This is a genomic window from Citrobacter sp. FP75, from assembly GCF_018342065.1.
Classification (GTDB): domain Bacteria; phylum Pseudomonadota; class Gammaproteobacteria; order Enterobacterales; family Enterobacteriaceae; genus Citrobacter.
Genome location: NZ_JAFDOE010000001.1, coordinates 857,962 through 875,099, shown reverse-complemented (window position 1 = coordinate 875,099; position 17,138 = coordinate 857,962). Strand labels below are relative to the sequence as shown.

Genomic DNA, 17,138 nt, shown 5'->3' with positions numbered 1-17,138 from the left:
TTTAGTAGATGTTGTCGCTGTACTCCGCGACGGTCAGAGATACGGTGTTATCGTTGTTTGGTTTAATGCTGTTGACAGTCCAAAGCTGGCTGTCCATTTCCTCAACTGTTGCGATGAGATATCGCGATGGGAGCTGCACTGTATCTCCGTTCCAGATATTGAGCTGAATGTTGGGTATTGCGGCGGTGAATCCGTACTTCGTGTCAGCGCGCGCCGTCGCAGGATAACGCAGTGTGGGATTGCCCAGACTGTCGGTTACAAGCACATACATCGAGCCGGTAAAAGTGATCGGCTCACTGGTATCGAAGTTATTCCCTGCCCGGCCAGTAATGTAGCCCTGCTGCTGGTTGCTGTCGTAGATGTCTGGCATCTGAATGACGCTACCCACCTGGATAATCCCGTCTTCAAACACTTTGGCGTTCATCTTCACCCGCGAGTAGATAAGGCGTTTCGTTTCCCGCATCGCACGCTCACGCGCCTGGTATTCGTTACGGAAGCCAACTATCTCCAGTTTGTTCGGGTTCTCCGCTTCCTGCTCGACGATGGCGCCGTTCAGCACGCGGTAGTTGATGTAAGTCTTATTGTTCGTGGTTGGATGCACGTAGGACACCTGCACGCCGTCGTAGCCACCAGGTAGCGTGGCCTCGTACGTCATTTTGTACTCATCCGTTTTCATGTTGGCCCGGTTGAATACCGCCGATGGGTAGTCGACCTTTTGATCACGAGTAAACGTCAGTACACCGTCATCCCAGTACGCCATCACTGATGCAGCATTACAGATAGCCTGCACACGGTCGCCGAGAGAGTCGTTCTCATCGTCAAACGTGTAGTCGAAATAACTCAGGCGCTCATCGGGCAGGCTTTCAGCAATCGAGTACAGCCCGTACAGGTCAATACTGCTGACTGACTGCGCGCCGATAACAAGCCAGGTATGCGCCACGGCATCAGCAAATGAGCGTGACGGTCGCAGCGTATAGTCGACCGCCTGAGTAGTGAGGTTGTAAGTGATGGTCTGACGCGTCACCAGGGCGTTGTATTTGCGATCACGACTGCCCAGCGCGTTCTCTGTCGCTCTTACCTTCACGCGCACCAGCGTATCGGTTGGATGCACGACGTTGGTTCTGACGTTAACCGAGTGGATCTCCTCAACCTTCAGGATAGAGGCATCACTCGAGTTATCTGTGCGCTGGAAGTTAATAGCGTACTTGCCAAAACCGCCGGTCGGCGTCAGCTTGTCGGTGCGGTAAAATACTTCGCTCGATGATTTGTGCGGCGTCCCCTGGTGATACGTGAACGTCTGCTGAGTACCCGGCACCTGGTTGTAGTCATCGTCAATTTTCCAGATCGTGACCTTCCAGTCGGCTGACTTTTTGCCGCCCAGTTGTACCTGAGTGTGCAGCCACAACTGAGAGGACTCGACCGGCGAGAAGAACGGGCCTACCACGAGCGCTTCGTTATCGTTGAGGATGAACTTCGTCGTGTTGATTGTCGCCGTTGCCGGAACGTCAGGATGGCCAATCAGATCCCCCATCGTGAATGTGTACCACCGGACCGGGTTAACCACCGCTCCGTCGTTTGTTTCGACAGCTGAAATCAGCGTGCCGGAGAAATCGACATCCTGCGTTACGTTGCCGGTTGGTGTGCTGTAGGTAACGTTAATCGTGAAGGTAACGGCGTGCGGCAGGACAAGGCCCATGAAGTAATCAAAATCAGCCTGCTTGATGATTTTTACCGCAATCTGCCCGCCGGAATAAGTGCCACTCACAACCGTGGTGGCCGTAGCAGTCTCGATCGGGAAATTGTCAGATTCGTTCTGCCCGGGAACCTCCTGGCCGTCGACGTCGTCGAACCCGTAGCCTTCGTTGATGGTGGGGATCACCTCGCCAGGCTGGAAAAACTGGTATTCGGCACCAGGCATACTTCCAAGGCTTGACTCTGAGTAACGAACCGACTCGTAGCCGTACTTCCCTATGCCAACACACATCCACTCTGTAACAAACTTTAGTCCACCATCATTTTCATTCTGCCGAACATACTCAAAAAGCGATTCTTGAATCAGATCAGGATATGAACGTATTTGTCCGTAGATGTCAGGTTTTGCTTTGTAGACGCGCGCCGTATTCGTCTGGCCGGTCAGGCTATTGTTTGGCGAGTCAATCGTGTTGCCGCCGGTATTGGCGATCGCCGGTTTGGGAGCAAGGAACGAGAAGACCGCGCCGACAACTTTGAAAATCGGGCTGAGAATGTCGCCAATGATACCCTTCGGCTGGTCGAATATCTGAACGGTATCCAGCTCGCATAGCTCAAACGCCAGCTCATCATCGTCGGTCAGCTTCACACCGTTGCGGACGATAAGCAGATCGCGGTGAAAGTTGCTGTCATTGGCGGCCAGCCAGTCATAAAAAAGGGTGCCATTTGGCACCCTGTAGCGTTCTTTTGGCGTTCCCGGGAAACGCTGGAGTTCAATCAACGCCATACGAAAAATACTCCACTTTTGTGAATGCTCGTTGAATGACCAGCAATGAGTCCATACGCACGCTTCCGTTCTCGCCGCGCGAATGTAGCGCCTGCCGGTTCAGCACCAGTCCAACGTGTGCCGGCTGCGAGCCGCGGTACCCGACGAATATTCCGCCATCGACAGGTTTATCGACCTGCATCCAGAAAACAACATCACCCTGATAGCAGGTAAAGAAATCCTCACCGGCTTCGTAGTCCGGCGTCTGGTGCAGTTCAATTCCGAGAACGTGACGGTAATACAGCACACACAGTCCCCAGCAGTCGACTTTCTCGAACGAGCAGGCGCGGTTAGCCCACGGCACGCCGATCACCCTGCGGACAAAATCAGAGATACTGTAGTCCGGTGTACTCGCGCGGATCATAAAGTCGTCCTATGTTGTTGTTCAGCGGGTTCGTTACAGACAAGGTGACTGACGCAGCATCGGCGTCAATATCCACGGTCTTGACGTATAACTGCCATGACTTAATCGGTACCGAAACGTCGCCACTGTCGAAGATCTGCCGTGTGGCCGTGATGGCTGTTAGCCTTGCCGAGCCCTTCCACTGCTTCATCAACGCTTTAATATCCGACGAAAGCCGTCCTAACTTCACAGTCGCGTCGATCACCGGCGTACCGCTCTGCTGGCTCTCTTCGATTTCAAAACGAGCGGGCGTATACGTCTGGCCGCCAAGTGCCTTCGGGAAGAACTGTTTGTCAACGAGACGAACATAGCCAAACGATGGATGATAGAAGGTGATGGTGTCGTAAAGCCCGCGCGTCGGGCGCTGCTGCTTATATTGACGGAACGATGGCATTAAGGAACCCTCGGGATACTTTCGGGATCGCGACCGTCCGGATAACCCGTCACAACGATATCCAGCCACGAATCCCACGGCGGCGGCAGTTCAACAATAATGTCGTCGAACTCGTCGTCAGCGTTAAACAGGTGGTTAGCAATAACTGTCCCCGTCCATGTCACCACACCACCATCCATGCTGGTTTGCACTGGCATGGTAGTGAAATGCAACTCCTGCAGTTGCAGGCCACTGCCGCCGAGATTCACCCTCATACGGAACCAGTTCAAACCCCTATTCAGATAATTAGGGCTTCTCAGCCATTGCTGGAAGGCTCGCTCCTGGTCAAGTGTGAAAATCCACGTCAATGACCAGGTCGCCTTAATATCATCTGTTAGGTTCTGGAAGATAGCTGGGCCAACCGCTGGCTGATCTGTTTGAAATCCGGTATCAAGCATCATGTTTTTACCGGGCTTCTGCGCCAGCGGTAGCCAGTCAGGATAATCAATAATCGCCATTACCCTTGCCCCCTTGGCGTGCGTTTAACGTTCATATTTCCGGTTATGGCCTGGCTGGCTGGTCCACCGTTATTCATGTCCGCAATGAAAGCATCAATGGTCCAGGTGCCGTCGCTGCCCTGTGTTGCTTGAGCATCGACCGACGCGGAGGAGTAGTTGTTGATATTCAAAATCACCCCGCCACCGCCGCCTGCTGTCATATCCTTATTGCTGATCACCTTGCCGTTGTCGCCAGGAATCATGTACTGCTTACCGGTGCTAGCCTGGTAAATCTCAGGCATGCCACCTTCGCCGACCTGGTACATCCCGCCAGCCGAAACCGGCCCGCCGTTTTTTCGCTTTCCGAGCAGACTGGTACCAATGACACCAGCCACCGCCCCGAGGCCGATCGCTGCCGCCGTACCCATTGAAGCAATAGATGAGAGGATTGCCGCTGGCGTCCATGCCGCCGCCGTTGTTCCGGCTGCCGCGACACTTACCGCCGTCTGTGTTCCTACAGCTGCCGTCTGAACAGCCGCGACAGTTCCGATCGCAGCAGTTTGCGCTGCCTGCCCCATAATTGCAGACTTCACCCACTCGATGCCCATCTGCACGAAAGAGTTAATCACGCTGTTAAGGACAGTCATCCCTATGCTGCGCATCGCGTCACTGGCTGACATACTTCCTGTGATGATGCCAGTTAAAGCATTGCTTGCGACTGAACCGAGAGAATCAAAAGCCGCCGCTGCTGCCTGTGTGGCCGCGTTCTGCTGCGCCCATTCTTCCCACATCGCCGCGTTGCGCTGATCACGATACTGCTGCTCGATAGCGGCGCGTGCAGCCTCTGCCTCTCCGATCTTCTGCGGGTAAAGTTGAGCGTACTGGTTAATGTCGGCGATATCTTTTTGATACTGGCTATCCAGCCCAGCCGTTTTGCTCGTTTTTCCCTGGATAGTGCTGAACTTATTGGCCGCGTCAGTACGTTCCTTTTCCGCCTTGGCCTGCGCGCGTAATGCGTTGGCATTGTCCCATGCTTTAGCCGCGTACTGCCCGGCGAGTATGATCTGCTCCTGAGTAGCATCATTACCGAGTGATTGCTGGGCATTAAGAATCGCCTGTGCACGAGAAAGCTCGCCAACGCTATTGGCTGACAATTCTGATTTTTGCCTGAGTTCATCAATCTTTTCATTAACCGCCTCCTGAGCCTTGGCGTATTTTTCAGCGTCCTTTTCGGCTTGCGTCTTTTTCTGCTTGCCTGTTCCCGCCACCGCCTTTATCTCTATGGGCTTTGTGTTTGCCGCGGTCTGTGATGCTTTGGAAACAGCAGCCAGATCGCCAACCAGCATGGCGGCTTTATTGCTCAGCCCGGCCAGCGCTTTGTTTTGCGCCTCCCAGCCATCAAGCCCAAGCCAGGACCAGGTGCGCGCCCGGCGGTTAAACATTTCAGCCGTACTGTTCAGATCAGAGATCTGAGCATCTGCGGAAATAGCTTTGCCTGCCAATCTATCTAACGCTGCTGTTAACGAGTCGATTACCGTTACCATCCCTGAACTCGCGCCAGTCGCCTGGTTAACTGAGTCGATCATCGACAGGAATGAGTTAGTCAGTGCGTTATTGGCTTGAGCCAGAGTACGAGGAAGTTTTTCGAACTCTGCATTTACTGAGCCGGTTTGTTTCTGGATGGCATTCAGTGCGTCTTCAGCAGTCAGTTTACCGTCCAGCATAAGCTGGCGAAGCTCTCCAACACTCACGCCCATCCCAGCGGCAATCTGACGCGCCAGTTCAGGCATTTGCTCGAGGATGGAGTTGAACTCCTCCGCCCGGATAGTACCCGAAGATATCGACTGGCCGAACTGACGAAGAGCATTAGCCATTTCCTCGGTTGAGGATCCGCCGATGCGCCCGATTTTCTGAAGTGTCTCGGTGAGCTGAATAATCTGACCGTTCGTCGCTCCGGTATCGCGCAATGCTGTGCTTAGGGTTTCCCACAGCTTCGCGGTGTCCTGCAGTGAGCCGCCCGTTGCCGAGCTTATGCGCATCAAACCCTGCATTGTCTGGGTGGCGGCCGCGGCGCTGCCGGTTAACCTCTCGATTCTGGCCTGCATTTGAGACATGGCGTCAGCCGCTTCAAGGAAGCGCTTACCATAATCAACTACCTGAGATACGGCGATCGCGGAAGCTATTGCAGACAGCCCTGTCTTTAATCCAACAGAAGATTTTGCTGTCTGATTTTGCGCTTGCTTGAGGTCGTATAATTTACCTGCAAGCTCGCCAATTTCTTTTCGTTGAGCCGCAGTAGCAGATGATCCAGCCTGGAGCCTGGCCGATAGCATTGCCGCACTTCTCGCGCCATTCTTCTGCTCTTCATTGAGAACTGCGATCTGCTGCGTAAGGCTCAGAGAAATTGAGCGCAATCTTGCCGCATCATTGGCCTGTTGCGCCGCCTGCTTAGCTGCTTCAGACGATGCTTTTGCTGACGCATTTTGAGCAGATTTGAGGTCATAGAGCTGACCAGCAAGCTGAGAAATACGCGCCTTTTGCTCGTCAGTTGCCCCATTACCCGCTTTCATTTGGGCGGACAGAATAGCGGCGCTGCGAGATCCCTCAATCATCTCAGCGTTAAGGACGGACAACTCACCTTCAAGGGATGAGATAGCCGATTCTGATGCTCTGAAAGCAGCGGCACTATCGCTATTTGCTTTTGCAGCATCGATAGCGGCCTGTTTTACGTCAAAAAGCTTTACCGCAAGGTTCCCAATCTCCCTGCTCTGCGCCTCTGACGCATCCCCTGACGCTGCAATCTGAGCTGCGAGGGCGGCAGCGCTGCGTGCGCCATTTTTATTTGCCTCTTCAAGAACTGCTATTTCGTTACCAAGCCGCTCCATGATTTTGGCTGCATTGCTCGCATCATCCGCAGCCCTTGCGATCGACTTGCCAGATTTATCAGCAGATTTTTCAAGCCCGGAAAAGTTATCGGCGGCTTTACCTGCGCCATCACCCATTCCGTCAAGTGACTCAATGGCTTGTCGGCCAGCCTGAAGTAAGGGAGCTATATCAGCGCTTACTGTATAGACGATGCTGCCGGCGTCTTTCTCACCTGCCATGTCATTCTCCGGTTATTGCTTTGCTTTTGCCCTGCGAGCGGCCTGTTTAGCCAGGTATTCGTCGGCAATGCTGTCGTACTCTTCGCGAGTAAAGCCTTTCTGGTCAGGGTATTTCGCCGCCAGCAGCATCTGAAATTCAGTCATCGTTAGCTGGGCTGCTTCGGCGCGATTCATGCCGAAATGGCTACGTGCAGCGCTGATGTAGTCGAAGGCCTTAAACTCTGTTGTGCGTTCGCCGGTCTCGTGGCGCTGCAGCTGGCGAACCTTTACCTTTCCGACGACACCGTGCTGCATGAGATGCTGAGCCAGTACGATGATGTCGTTCTTCGGCATCTGGCCCTGGCGGTAGACGACGCAGTGCCGCCACCCTTTCCACTCGCCGATCATTGGCGTCATGTCGTCATCGCAGCACGCCTGCAGCACCAGCATGCTCGTTGATAGCAACTTCTCAGCAGCGCGGTTGAATGATGGGGATAGCCAGTCAGGAAAACGCCCAAGCGTGCCTGCGCACACCTCAATGAGCTGAGCGACATCATTACCGTGGATGGTGGCGTAAACCTGGACTATCTCTTCCGGGCTGCCGATCCTGGTCATAGCCTCGAATGAAGGCCTGAGCAGGTAGTCTTTCCCGCCTTCGCGGCTGTCGCTGACAGAGATTTCACCAATATCGGTTAAAGCAGTCATAGGCCTTCCAGTAAACGGTCATTATCAAGGGCAGCACGCCGCCCTTTGGAATATCCGTTAGGTAACGGTAACCGCATGCACGGCCACAAAGTTGCCATCTTCGGTGTTAATGATGATCTGCGCGCTGCCGGTGGCGACACGGTTCACCGTAACGGTGGTACCGGATGCCGTAGCAGTGGCCTTGGTTGGATCGGTTGATGCGACGGTGAAGTCTTTGTTGGTGGCGCCAGTTGGTGCGATATTCACCGTGAAGGTGCTGGTGCCGCCAGCCGCGCCGGTGCTGGTTGCCGGGGTTACTGTTACGCCAGTCACCGCCACCGCAGTCAGCTCGTTCACTTCGATGGTGGTTGCATCGCCTACTTTGAACTCGGTGGAGAATGTGACGATATCGTTGGTACCGCCGTCAGAGCTCAGTGCTGTGATGTTCATGTAGCCAACGAATTCGACCGGACCGTAATCCATGCGAACCCACATACCAGGCTGGCGCTTGGCCTTCAGCTCGTCAGCGAAATACTTGATGAACTTGCCAACGCCGTACTGATCCAGCTTGTCCTTCTTGCGCACTTCACCTTCAAAGCTCAGTGTGAAATCACTGTTGGTGATGATGGTCTCGACATAGCCGCCGCCGTCATCCGCATCAGAGGTAACCGAGTTCGGGTTGAAGTCGAAGCCTTTCGACGTACCAGCAGCCAGCGCCATCCACTCCCCTTCGAGTGGCTTGACGTCCGGGCAGCCATCGGCGACTTCCAGCACGACCGCACCGCCGAAAAGGCGCTCGTTCGAGTTCGGGCAGTTACCCATGTGAAACTCCTCTTTGACGTATAAAAAAGAAAACCCGCCGGAGCGGGTTATTTGGTTGGGATGGCTATTCGCCGTAAGTGCAGGCGAACTGGAGTCGGAAGACTATTCGCCCTTCTTCTGTGAGCACCGGCGCGGGAATTGCGCCCATGTTCTGGATGTAGCCGACGCACTCGTCAGCCATGGGGTTGGCCTGGACGTAATCGACTATACGCTGCACAGCATTGAGAGCGTCTTTGCGCTTATCTTTCGCGCCTACGACATCGACCAGGACGTGATACTCAGAGCCAAGGTCAGTTCGAATATTCGACCCGCCATTTGGCCTGAATACCATGATCGCCTTCGACATGTCGTCCGGGTCGTCGTACATCAACTGCTGCACCTTGAAGCCGGTAGTTAGCCCGGCGTCGCCGAACATGTTGCGCACCCTCTCGTGCATCATGGGGGTCATAGCGAAAGCTCCTTGCGCATCACAGCGTCTATAGTATCCCGCTCATCGTTCGCACCTTTGGTCAGGAACTGAGGTTCGCCATGTGGATCCCAGTAATTGCCCTTGCCGGTACCACCTCCGAACTCTTTCGGTTTCTGTGGGCCAACTGACGAACGGTTACTCGTTACGCCGAAGTGCGCGCGCGGCTGTCCTTTCAGCTTGCCTGACGCTTCGTGCACGTACGCGGCATAGTTGGCTGAGTAACCGATGCGCCCGGTGATGAGCACGCCGCCAGCATCGATTTCGCGAAACTGGCTGTTAATCAACGTAGAGGTGTCGATCGGTGTGTAATAGGCCGCCCGGGCACCGATGAGAATCATCGCCGACTGTAACGCGCGAATAACTTTGCGCCCCTTAACGTCGTTGATGACATCGTTCAGGTGCTTCTTCGCCTGGCTGATGCCCTTCACTTTAATGCCCATGGCTACACTCCCGTGAGAATGGCGTAATCATCCGCCAGGCGCTCGAACGTGTCAGCGTAACGGATAACCTGCCGCACCTCGTCAGCACCGGCCACAACCGGATCCGCTTCTGTCGACACGCCAATCAGCAGGTAATCACCCGCAGCCGACAACGCGAACTCAGTCCAGACTGTATTCTTCACGACGATTTCGGCGCCGAGACTACCGATACGCTTTGACAGACCACCTTCGTAATCCACCATGATTTGCTCAGGTTCGGCATAGCCAAGCGGGTCTCCGTATTCGTCATTGCCTTCCAGCTTGCGCCATATGGTCGCCGTGGCGGTGTATGACCAGTTTGCAACGCTAGACATTGCACCCCCTCAAAGCTCTGGTAGCGACACCGTCATGCCCGCCATGCTATGCGTGCAGTCATTCAGATATTGAATCTGCCCATCTGTCACAAATGAATGGCAAGTAAACGGTTTGTCTTTCGTGGCGTCGTCAAACTCTTCTGGGTCATCGCTGGGCATGAAGCCAGTAACCAAAACGCTTGGAGTCAGCGTCGGCTTATCAACGCTTCCATTCCATCCCCATCGCGGACCATTGCCAGTGCCGACCTGCACCACATGGCGACTACCGCACCCGGGGCACATGAACGATAAACGGTTATCGCTCGCCTTCTTCACTCGCTCTGTCATTCTTTCCACCTCAGCACCTTCGCGCCAGTCGCTCGGATGCGCGGGCAGTTAATGAACCACTCACCGTCCGATTTAACGTAGCCGGTAGTCTCCCGCCCGGTGTCGGTCATCACCCAGACGCGGGTGAACGAGCGTGGCAGACCGTGATCAACTGATTTGTACGTCATCAGCAGCCTCCGACCACATCAAAGAATCCGACACTGTTACCCGCACTGATAGGAAGCTCTCCAGTGCATCCGCTCGTATCGAGTTGAGACAGAGAGTTTCTCAGCCAGGTAATGCTGTCATCGCCATATTCAAACGAGCGTGACGCGCCGGACGGCGCCCCCTGCGATTTGATGCGCCGCGCGCCTGAAGACGTAGCCATAAGCGCAGCGGCGTACATCAGGATCAGCTTCGCGGTGCACTCGTCATGCCCAGCCCCATCGAGGCACGGGATGATTTTGTTTACCACGCAGAGGATCGGCGTAAGCAGCGCGCCCGGAATGGAGTAACCCAATTCACCGAGGAACGCCTGCACGTCTGCCGCTGTGATTGGGTCAGTCATGGTTATTTCGCCTTCTTGATTGCTTCAGCCAGCGCGGACTCTGCATCGTCGGCGCGTTTTGTTTCTGCTGCCAGTTCGTCGGCGTGAGCCTTGTCTTTCGCTTCACCATCAGCGATCAGCTTTTGGTTCTGCTCAAGCGCGTCGGCGAGTTGCTTTTGCAGTCCAGACAGGTCTGCCGTCTGCGCGGACGGAGTTGCCACTTCGAAGGAAAGCTTCTCGCCTTTCTTCTTGTCGGTTTCCTTCGCCTTGCCAGCGCTGATCCAGCGCTCAGCCGTTGCGTCGTCCACATCCACCACCGAACCAACCTCCAGTTTGCGGAGATTGGCACCGGCGTGCAGGTTACTTGCCACGATTTCTACCAGTGCCATGATTTATCCTTAGCTTGATGCGTGAATGACGGAGTATTTGTTGTTGATGTCCTGCTTAACCATCAACCCCATCGCGCCCCAGGTCCGCCAGATGTAGTCGCTGTTGTACTCCGGACGAGGAGATGCAACGGTACCGATAGCCTGTCCGACGATCGGAGCGATAACGCCTGCGCCCAGTGGCACGATGACGATTTCGTTACCAGTCAACTGGCCGTCTTCTTTAATCGCCGCAACACCGGTCAGTTTCAGGATTTCATCCATGATCGTGCCAGACTGGAAATTGTCTGAGAAATAACGCTCCAGGTTGGAGATGATTTCACCGGACACGTACCAGGTCTGCTCTGCATACTGGTTGTTCACGCGACGCATCTGGTCACGCAAAGCGATCGCGCCTGCACGGATAGCCTGTGATGTCGCAGTGCCAGACGTAAAGTCGATGTTCAGGCCAGAAGCACCGAGGTCGATTTGCGCCACACGCTCATCGTCTTTGATGCCCTTCCAGGTCAGGCCGTCGAACACAGCGAAGTTGCCAGCTTTATCGCGGAAACCGTTGAAGATGTAGTCAACATAACGGCGCTGAACGTCTTCAACCGAACCACGCTGCGCATCAGACTGCGACTGCAATGCCTGAGGGCTGTTGAAGATTGGATCTCGCCACTCAAACTTGAAGCCTGAGTCATGAATTGGAACCATCGTGCCATCAAAGGAATAGCTGCGAGCATCGAGCGCCGCACCAACCTGACCAGACATTGAGGTATGCGCCCAGCCGCGACCACCAGTGCGTGCGTAGTCGTAACGTGACTGCTCAATTCGGACTGAACGCGACAGCGGCATCAGGTCATTCAACAGGGTGAATTCGGTATTCGGTTCGAACTGCTGCAATACGGTGGTATCAAATGCGCGGTACAGGCGGCGAATATCATCTACAGCGTTTACCGCGTCCAGATGACCATTCTCGCCAAAGCGCGTGCGAGCCAGAAAGTCAGCAACAGCCTGCGCACTGGCATTACGCTCATTTTGCAGGTTGTTGAACTGCCACTGGTTAACTTCTGCGTTACCGGTCTTTTCGCCGATAGACTTGGAGAATACAAACATTCAGTGCTCCTTACTTGAACACAACACGAATCAGATCGCCCGCCACCGCAGTGACAGCTTTATCTTCTTCGATGTAGGCGAATACAACGGCATCAGCGACAACGGCGGTGACGCGACCATTTGCGACGGCAACAGGCTGGCCTTTGGTGTAGGTACCGGCAGCGGCCCGAACGTTCAGGAACATACCTGGCAACGGATGAATGCCAACGACCAACTCATTGGTTGGAATGGCATCATCAACGCTCAGGCAGCGCAGGTAATCTTTGTTTGCCACGTACTTAATCGCTACTTCTGCACCTGCCACAGAAGCCGTGAATTTATCCGTGGCACTGAAGAATCCCACGGTGCCAGGCAGAGTAGATGCAGCTGCGCCGCCTTCACGGTTGAGAAGCGGGTTCGGGAATACGCCACCCGCGTGGATGATATGCTTTCCATCTTTAGCCATTTTTTACTCCGGCATTTCGCTGACTGATTCTGAGGAATTGACCTGGCGGAATGCACCATTCAGGCCGGTGGATTTCTGGCTGTTGGCATAGAGTCGGTCTAAAGCTTTGCCATCCAGATCTGCGACTTCTTCATCGCTCATGTTCATCGCCAGTTTCACGGCCGCACGCTTTTCGCCTTTCTCTTTATCAGAGTTGGCTGTCAGACCAGATTTAACGGCAGCCAAATCATCAGCGAATGGCTTAAACCATGCTGGAGCTTCCTGGCTGTTATTGGCCTGCTCTTTCGCTTTGTCGTCAGCTTCTTTCTTCAGGCGCGCGGCCTTCTCTTCAGGCGTTTCGGTTTTCGCGGCTGCCTTCTCGGCGGCCATCTGGTTGTATGCGTCCATCAGCTCGTCGTCGGACTTGCCTTCGGTCGGCTTACCAGCGGCTTTCAGCGCATTGATAATCAGTTCTTTCATCGGATCGTTCTCTCCGTTGGTTTTAATCTCGTACTCAGTGGGTTTGCGCACGACTTCTACAGGTTCGCCGACGAACACGGCTTTGCCGCCCTCATCGATGAGGTACTTCTGTTTGAAATATTTGGCATCATCGCGATAGATGAAGGTGTCAGGCCAGACTGACTCAGGCCAGAGGTATGAATCCTTGCCGCGGCCTTCGCGAAGCTTGTCGCTGATGGCGCGGGAGATATCATCGAACGAAAAGTTCGAGGCGTTGGTGAAGAAGAATTTGGTTTTGTTCCACGGACCTTCACGCGTGCAATCAGCGCCATCAGCGAGGTTGGCAACTTCAATCTCTTGCTCATCACCTTCAGCGTTAACGAAAATCCCAACTCCCTCGCCAGGCGTACCTGCACCCGACTCATCTAACAGCACCGCCACATGGTCGAAGTTCATGTTGGTAGCGATTTCGTCGTACTTTTTGCCCTTTGACTCACCGTTGGCGGCGATACCGGAATAGAGCAAGCCAGTTGAGATATGAATCGGGTCGGAGTTGGTACCGGCTGACATCTCGTCGAGGCGATTGACGAGGCGCTTACCTTTATCGCTGGACTCCGCATACTGGCGATCGACATACATATCGCCCGTCACCTTGCCGTCTGTATGGTTGACGTTCTGCAGCCATGCACCGACGTGGTAGTTGTTCACCGCCCGTACATCGCGCGCCGACACGTGCTTACCGTCCACCTTCGGATGGCCCAGCGGCATCGGGTTACGCTCGAGCGTGTTGTAGGCCTTTTCGATTTCTGCTGCCGGGTACAACTTCCGGTTCATCACAATATCGTCAACGACAGGCGTGATGCCGCGAACCACGATATGTGGCTTGCCGTCGATGGTTTCAGTGGTGATGTTTGAAGCGGAGTTGACGACGGTCAGCACGTTAACGCGGTTGCGTTTCATGCTGGGTCCTCATTGGTGGATTTCAGGCATAAAAAAAGGCCGCCGTAGCGACCTTGTTGTGTTTGATTAAGCTGGTATGTATTTGCTGCCCTTGATGGCATTTTCCTCTTTCCAGAGGGGCTGGAGATTATCTAACGCATTAATGACCATCAGGTCGGTCACCCCTTCAGCGATAAAGGCTGATATGGGCTTGCGGTGGTCAATCTCCCATTCCCCCCTATTGCTCCATGTCATTCCGGGCTGGAATTGAGACTGTATACGCTCGCGCAGTTCGTCAGAGGTGTAGCCAATCGCCATTTTCACCCTTCCGCTATTCCAGGCGAGAGCATTATTGATTTCGTCATAGGCCTTGCGGCGCAGCTTATAGCAGGGGTCGTGTCTCAAAACACTGTTGTAATATGCTCTGTTTTTAATTCTTCCAGCTCTACCACGCCTAGCAGCATTGCGCCTGATCTTCGCTGCATCGCTTAAAGTCTGCGGGGCATCGTTGCGATCCCTTAGTGATAGGCATTCCGTACACTGCCTTGTCGATACCAGTCGCGGAGCAATGTGTCCTCGCTTGCATGCCACACCTGTAAAATAGTGTGTTTTCCCCAGATTGAGGGCTGTATTCTTCTTCACTCTTGATGATTTCGACTGAGGAACGCCAACTGCTTTACGCATTCCACGTTTTCGTAACTCAAGGCACTTGCAGCATTGCTGGGTTGATACCAGTCGTTCAGAAACATGCCCATGCTTACAAGGAACATATCCACGGTAGTGCTTTTCTCCGCTGAGTCTCGCGGCTGCTAAAGATTGCTTTTGAAGCAATTTCAGATCATCGATATTGCTCATTTCAAACCTCACAGTAGGTTTCACAGATGATGGTGTCCGGCGCGCAGTCTGTGTTCTGCGTTTTCGGGAGCTACCCTAGCCGGACATAACCATTTTACCGCTTTATTCCCCCGGCTTCCACGCTTTGCGCTCGGCTGCGAGCTTATCTGACAATCCTTCGTTAAAGAGCTTGCCGTCATCGTCAAGCAGGCAAGGAACGTTAGCGCAATAACAGTTGTAAGAGTTTCCGCCCTGAGAGTAGAAATCTGCAACTTCTTCAGTTGTGTACGTTTTGCCGTGTCTCGCCCGGTGCCACGATCTTGTCGTCGGCTTCAACGCCGAAATCCAGAGGATTGCAGTATTTAGCCCAAGCCTGTCCTTGGCCCAGTCGGTTTCATTGCGCTGCGCCTGCCTCAGTGCGCCAACTTGCTCTGTCTGCGCGATGTTCTTTGCCTTCGCCATGCTGACATCAAGGCGCTTGCTAACGACGCTGGCCGTCTCACGAGGGTTAATGCCGCGACCGATAGAATCGGCAATGACATTGGCAAGGTCTGCGCGCGCAGTGTCGCTGATGCCCTTCCAGTCGCTATAGGTGCTGACGTATGCACTGGCTATCTGGTTCTGATATGCAGCACTCGAAAGCAGCTGCTGTAGCGTCGTCTGGCTGGCGTAAACCTGCGACTGCACCGAAAGGTTGGTGAAGGCGTTTAGCGTGCCGCGGTCATATTCAGCAATGACATAGTCCATCGCCCATAGATTCTGGCTGCCGCCATCAAGAAGCTCATCATCCAGAATCGACTGAACTACCTGCAGCAGGTCGGCCAGCTCAGCGGCGGTCATGTCATAGATGAACTTTCCGGCATTGACCTGATATAGCGAAGGCTCTGCACCTTCGTTGTTGCACATCATCCAGGACTGCTGCGCGTTTTCCTCACGCTGCTGCCCGGTCAGTCTTTGATCAAACAGTGCCTTAAGCCTGCGCTTGATGTTCAGATACCGGTCTTCGATATCATTGAATATCCGGCTGACCTGTCGCGATGACTGCGTGGGGTCAACTTTATTGCGCGGTACGATTGGCGTCCCGATCCTGGTTTGCGCTGTCATCTTCATCTGTCAGCGGATCCTTATCGGTTTGCTTTACATCAGGGTTAGGTGGCTGAACGACCTTGCGAGGCTCCAGCTCGCCGACCGCGCGGATTTCGTTTTCATCCACTGCCGGAGTGCCGTATGCCTGCTGAGTATCTTTCGCCACGACAGCCATTGCCTGCATGTTGGCTATCTTCTCTTTCTCACTCGGTGCGAGCAGATCAGACCATGCCAGCGTGACCTCTCCGGATGAAGGCGGGTCAATGACACCCACCGTCCAGAAGCGCTCAAGTACGCTCTCGACCACCATCGACTGGAATCCCCAGCGGCGACCATTGCAGCGCTTCGCCCAGTCTGTTTTGTCCTCATCGGAGGCAAGTCGCCCCGTCTGCTGACCAAACAGAATGGTGAACGGGCATTGAATTGAAGATGCAAACTCGTTGGCGGCCACCGTCCACGTAGGAGAAGGATCGGCTGCTGCTACGGAAAGCACCGACGGCGTGCCCGCCTGCATCACCAGCGCCGCATCCGTGCCACGGTTCATCTTGGCGACTTTGTCGTTAAGCGCTTCGCCAAGGTCTTTGTAGCCAGCGTCTGTGGCTGCCTTTGTCAGGTTCGCGATATTGGTTTCTTTATCGAACGCAATCCCGAGCTGGCGACTGGCATTCTTCAGGAACCCTTCGGCACTACCACCCGATACCTTTTCAAGGTCGAGCAGTTTGTTGTAGCCAGCACGCAGGAATGGCACGCCGGAGAGCATGTTTTCGTCTTCGGAACCTTCGCAGAGAATGATGATTCGCTCGGGGTGTACGGTAACGCCGCGAACCGGTCCGTACGTGCCATCATCACCAACGGGCTGCTCGTTGAAGTTGTACGAGACAGGCTGGCCGTACGTTTCTGAAAGTGTGTCTGTGTCGAAGTTGCCCGGCTTGACCTGCGATTCCCACGCGGGGATCAGCTTAACAATAGCCTTGCCTTTCAGTCGTGCCACCACCGACCTGTCTACCGGTTCACTCCACTCCCTGCCGTCCCGGAACTGAATGAGCAATGCCGAGTACCGACCGACAAGGTTACGGCGATCCGCATCCTTAATTTTCGGCCAGTGTTTCTTCAGCAGCTTAGTGGCTGACTTCTCCCAGTCCGTTGTCTCAGTTGACTCCTTTCCGTCGTCGCCGTCGATGATCGTCGGGTTATCAACCCAGCACGAATCAAGAAGCTTATGGACTGCGGCAAACGCCACCGCGTTGCGCTCATATGCCCGGTAGTATCGGTCGAACTCGAGGCTGTTGGGGTAGCCGAACTCATCCCACAACTTCGTGCGTTTGGTGTTTCCCGGCTGGCCCGCGTACAGCATGCGCTGCCGCCCGATAGCTTCAGCAAGGGCATTAACGAGGAACTGTTCCCCGGTGCTTAATTCACT

General features: G+C 54.4%; 20 protein-coding genes. All 20 read right to left on the bottom strand.

Translation table 11 applies throughout. The features are described from left to right. Position 1: 1 nt before the first annotated feature. On the bottom strand, positions 2–2,476 hold the full coding sequence (locus tag JQ822_RS04315) for a host specificity factor TipJ family phage tail protein (RefSeq protein WP_213132418.1): 2,475 nt from the start codon (positions 2,474–2,476) through the stop codon (positions 2–4). Further along, a complete protein-coding gene (locus tag JQ822_RS04310) occupies positions 2,463–2,879 on the bottom strand; it encodes an NlpC/P60 family protein (RefSeq protein WP_213132417.1) in 417 nt (138 codons plus the stop codon). The genes JQ822_RS04315 and JQ822_RS04310 overlap by 14 nt, the downstream gene beginning before the upstream one ends. Next, the gene (locus JQ822_RS04305) at positions 2,842–3,312 is read right to left on the bottom strand and encodes a hypothetical protein (protein ID WP_213132416.1); all 471 of its coding nucleotides are present in this window, start codon (positions 3,310–3,312) and stop codon (positions 2,842–2,844) included. The genes JQ822_RS04310 and JQ822_RS04305 overlap by 38 nt, the downstream gene beginning before the upstream one ends. After that, positions 3,312–3,809, bottom strand: a complete 498-nt coding sequence (locus JQ822_RS04300; RefSeq protein ID WP_213132415.1) for a hypothetical protein — start codon at positions 3,807–3,809, stop codon at positions 3,312–3,314. Before JQ822_RS04300 ends, JQ822_RS04305 begins: the two co-directional genes overlap by 1 nt. Then, on the bottom strand, positions 3,809–6,892 hold the full coding sequence (locus JQ822_RS04295; protein ID WP_446714998.1) for a tape measure protein: 3,084 nt from the start codon (positions 6,890–6,892) through the stop codon (positions 3,809–3,811). Before JQ822_RS04295 ends, JQ822_RS04300 begins: the two co-directional genes overlap by 1 nt. Positions 6,893–6,904: 12 nt before the next feature. Then, positions 6,905–7,576, bottom strand: a complete 672-nt coding sequence (locus JQ822_RS04290; protein ID WP_213132414.1) for a DUF6246 family protein — start codon at positions 7,574–7,576, stop codon at positions 6,905–6,907. 57 nt (positions 7,577–7,633) lie between these two features. Then, positions 7,634–8,377, bottom strand: a complete 744-nt coding sequence (locus JQ822_RS04285) for a phage tail tube protein (RefSeq protein WP_213132413.1) — start codon at positions 8,375–8,377, stop codon at positions 7,634–7,636. A 64-nt stretch (positions 8,378–8,441) separates the two neighbouring features. Beyond that, a complete protein-coding gene (locus JQ822_RS04280; protein ID WP_213132412.1) occupies positions 8,442–8,825 on the bottom strand; it encodes a phage tail termination protein in 384 nt (127 codons plus the stop codon). Beyond that, on the bottom strand, positions 8,822–9,286 hold the full coding sequence (locus JQ822_RS04275; RefSeq protein WP_213132411.1) for an HK97 gp10 family phage protein: 465 nt from the start codon (positions 9,284–9,286) through the stop codon (positions 8,822–8,824). The genes JQ822_RS04280 and JQ822_RS04275 overlap by 4 nt, the downstream gene beginning before the upstream one ends. Positions 9,287–9,288: 2 nt before the next feature. Further along, entirely contained in the window at positions 9,289–9,639 is a 351-nt protein-coding gene (locus tag JQ822_RS04270; RefSeq protein ID WP_213132410.1) for a hypothetical protein, read from the bottom strand. 9 nt (positions 9,640–9,648) lie between these two features. Beyond that, the gene (locus JQ822_RS04265) at positions 9,649–9,966 is read right to left on the bottom strand and encodes a DUF6527 family protein (RefSeq protein WP_149381435.1); all 318 of its coding nucleotides are present in this window, start codon (positions 9,964–9,966) and stop codon (positions 9,649–9,651) included. Then, positions 9,963–10,133, bottom strand: a complete 171-nt coding sequence (locus tag JQ822_RS04260) for a hypothetical protein (protein WP_213132409.1) — start codon at positions 10,131–10,133, stop codon at positions 9,963–9,965. Before JQ822_RS04260 ends, JQ822_RS04265 begins: the two co-directional genes overlap by 4 nt. Then, positions 10,133–10,513: a DUF7370 family protein gene (locus JQ822_RS04255; protein WP_213132408.1), complete on the bottom strand. Its 381-nt coding sequence runs from the start codon at positions 10,511–10,513 to the stop codon at positions 10,133–10,135. Before JQ822_RS04255 ends, JQ822_RS04260 begins: the two co-directional genes overlap by 1 nt. A gap of 2 nt (positions 10,514–10,515) precedes the next feature. Then, positions 10,516–10,881: a hypothetical protein gene (locus tag JQ822_RS04250; RefSeq protein WP_213132407.1), complete on the bottom strand. Its 366-nt coding sequence runs from the start codon at positions 10,879–10,881 to the stop codon at positions 10,516–10,518. 9 nt (positions 10,882–10,890) lie between these two features. Continuing rightward, positions 10,891–11,976 carry a major capsid protein gene (locus JQ822_RS04245; protein WP_213132406.1) on the bottom strand — a complete coding sequence of 362 codons (1,086 nt, stop codon included), beginning with the start codon at positions 11,974–11,976 and terminating at the stop codon, positions 10,891–10,893. A gap of 10 nt (positions 11,977–11,986) precedes the next feature. Then, positions 11,987–12,421: a hypothetical protein gene (locus JQ822_RS04240; RefSeq protein ID WP_047500243.1), complete on the bottom strand. Its 435-nt coding sequence runs from the start codon at positions 12,419–12,421 to the stop codon at positions 11,987–11,989. 3 nt (positions 12,422–12,424) lie between these two features. Next, the gene (locus JQ822_RS04235) at positions 12,425–13,819 is read right to left on the bottom strand and encodes a DUF2213 domain-containing protein (protein ID WP_213132405.1); all 1,395 of its coding nucleotides are present in this window, start codon (positions 13,817–13,819) and stop codon (positions 12,425–12,427) included. Positions 13,820–13,885: 66 nt separating this feature from the next. Beyond that, positions 13,886–14,653, bottom strand: coding sequence for a hypothetical protein (locus tag JQ822_RS04230; RefSeq protein WP_213132404.1), 768 nt, complete (start codon positions 14,651–14,653; stop codon positions 13,886–13,888). Positions 14,654–14,755: 102 nt separating this feature from the next. Continuing rightward, a complete protein-coding gene (locus tag JQ822_RS04225) occupies positions 14,756–15,736 on the bottom strand; it encodes a phage minor head protein (RefSeq protein ID WP_213132965.1) in 981 nt (326 codons plus the stop codon). Then, positions 15,690–17,072: a DUF1073 domain-containing protein gene (locus JQ822_RS04220; RefSeq protein ID WP_244848763.1), complete on the bottom strand. Its 1,383-nt coding sequence runs from the start codon at positions 17,070–17,072 to the stop codon at positions 15,690–15,692. The genes JQ822_RS04225 and JQ822_RS04220 overlap by 47 nt, the downstream gene beginning before the upstream one ends. Positions 17,073–17,138 lie beyond the last annotated feature (66 nt).

Coding starts and splice junctions, on each gene's coding strand:
- JQ822_RS04315 (WP_213132418.1), bottom strand. CDS start 2,476: ATGGCGTTGATTGAACTCCAGCGTTTCCCGGGAACGCCAAAAGAACGC.
- JQ822_RS04310 (WP_213132417.1), bottom strand. CDS start 2,879: ATGATCCGCGCGAGTACACCGGACTACAGTATCTCTGATTTTGTCCGC.
- JQ822_RS04305 (WP_213132416.1), bottom strand. CDS start 3,312: ATGCCATCGTTCCGTCAATATAAGCAGCAGCGCCCGACGCGCGGGCTT.
- JQ822_RS04300 (WP_213132415.1), bottom strand. CDS start 3,809: ATGGCGATTATTGATTATCCTGACTGGCTACCGCTGGCGCAGAAGCCC.
- JQ822_RS04295 (WP_446714998.1), bottom strand. CDS start 6,892: ATGGCAGGTGAGAAAGACGCCGGCAGCATCGTCTATACAGTAAGCGCT.
- JQ822_RS04290 (WP_213132414.1), bottom strand. CDS start 7,576: ATGACTGCTTTAACCGATATTGGTGAAATCTCTGTCAGCGACAGCCGC.
- JQ822_RS04285 (WP_213132413.1), bottom strand. CDS start 8,377: ATGGGTAACTGCCCGAACTCGAACGAGCGCCTTTTCGGCGGTGCGGTC.
- JQ822_RS04280 (WP_213132412.1), bottom strand. CDS start 8,825: ATGACCCCCATGATGCACGAGAGGGTGCGCAACATGTTCGGCGACGCC.
- JQ822_RS04275 (WP_213132411.1), bottom strand. CDS start 9,286: ATGGGCATTAAAGTGAAGGGCATCAGCCAGGCGAAGAAGCACCTGAAC.
- JQ822_RS04270 (WP_213132410.1), bottom strand. CDS start 9,639: ATGTCTAGCGTTGCAAACTGGTCATACACCGCCACGGCGACCATATGG.
- JQ822_RS04265 (WP_149381435.1), bottom strand. CDS start 9,966: ATGACAGAGCGAGTGAAGAAGGCGAGCGATAACCGTTTATCGTTCATG.
- JQ822_RS04260 (WP_213132409.1), bottom strand. CDS start 10,133: ATGACGTACAAATCAGTTGATCACGGTCTGCCACGCTCGTTCACCCGC.
- JQ822_RS04255 (WP_213132408.1), bottom strand. CDS start 10,513: ATGACTGACCCAATCACAGCGGCAGACGTGCAGGCGTTCCTCGGTGAA.
- JQ822_RS04250 (WP_213132407.1), bottom strand. CDS start 10,881: ATGGCACTGGTAGAAATCGTGGCAAGTAACCTGCACGCCGGTGCCAAT.
- JQ822_RS04245 (WP_213132406.1), bottom strand. CDS start 11,976: ATGTTTGTATTCTCCAAGTCTATCGGCGAAAAGACCGGTAACGCAGAA.
- JQ822_RS04240 (WP_047500243.1), bottom strand. CDS start 12,421: ATGGCTAAAGATGGAAAGCATATCATCCACGCGGGTGGCGTATTCCCG.
- JQ822_RS04235 (WP_213132405.1), bottom strand. CDS start 13,819: ATGAAACGCAACCGCGTTAACGTGCTGACCGTCGTCAACTCCGCTTCA.
- JQ822_RS04230 (WP_213132404.1), bottom strand. CDS start 14,653: ATGAGCAATATCGATGATCTGAAATTGCTTCAAAAGCAATCTTTAGCA.
- JQ822_RS04225 (WP_213132965.1), bottom strand. CDS start 15,736: ATGACAGCGCAAACCAGGATCGGGACGCCAATCGTACCGCGCAATAAA.
- JQ822_RS04220 (WP_244848763.1), bottom strand. CDS start 17,072: ATGCTGTACGCGGGCCAGCCGGGAAACACCAAACGCACGAAGTTGTGG.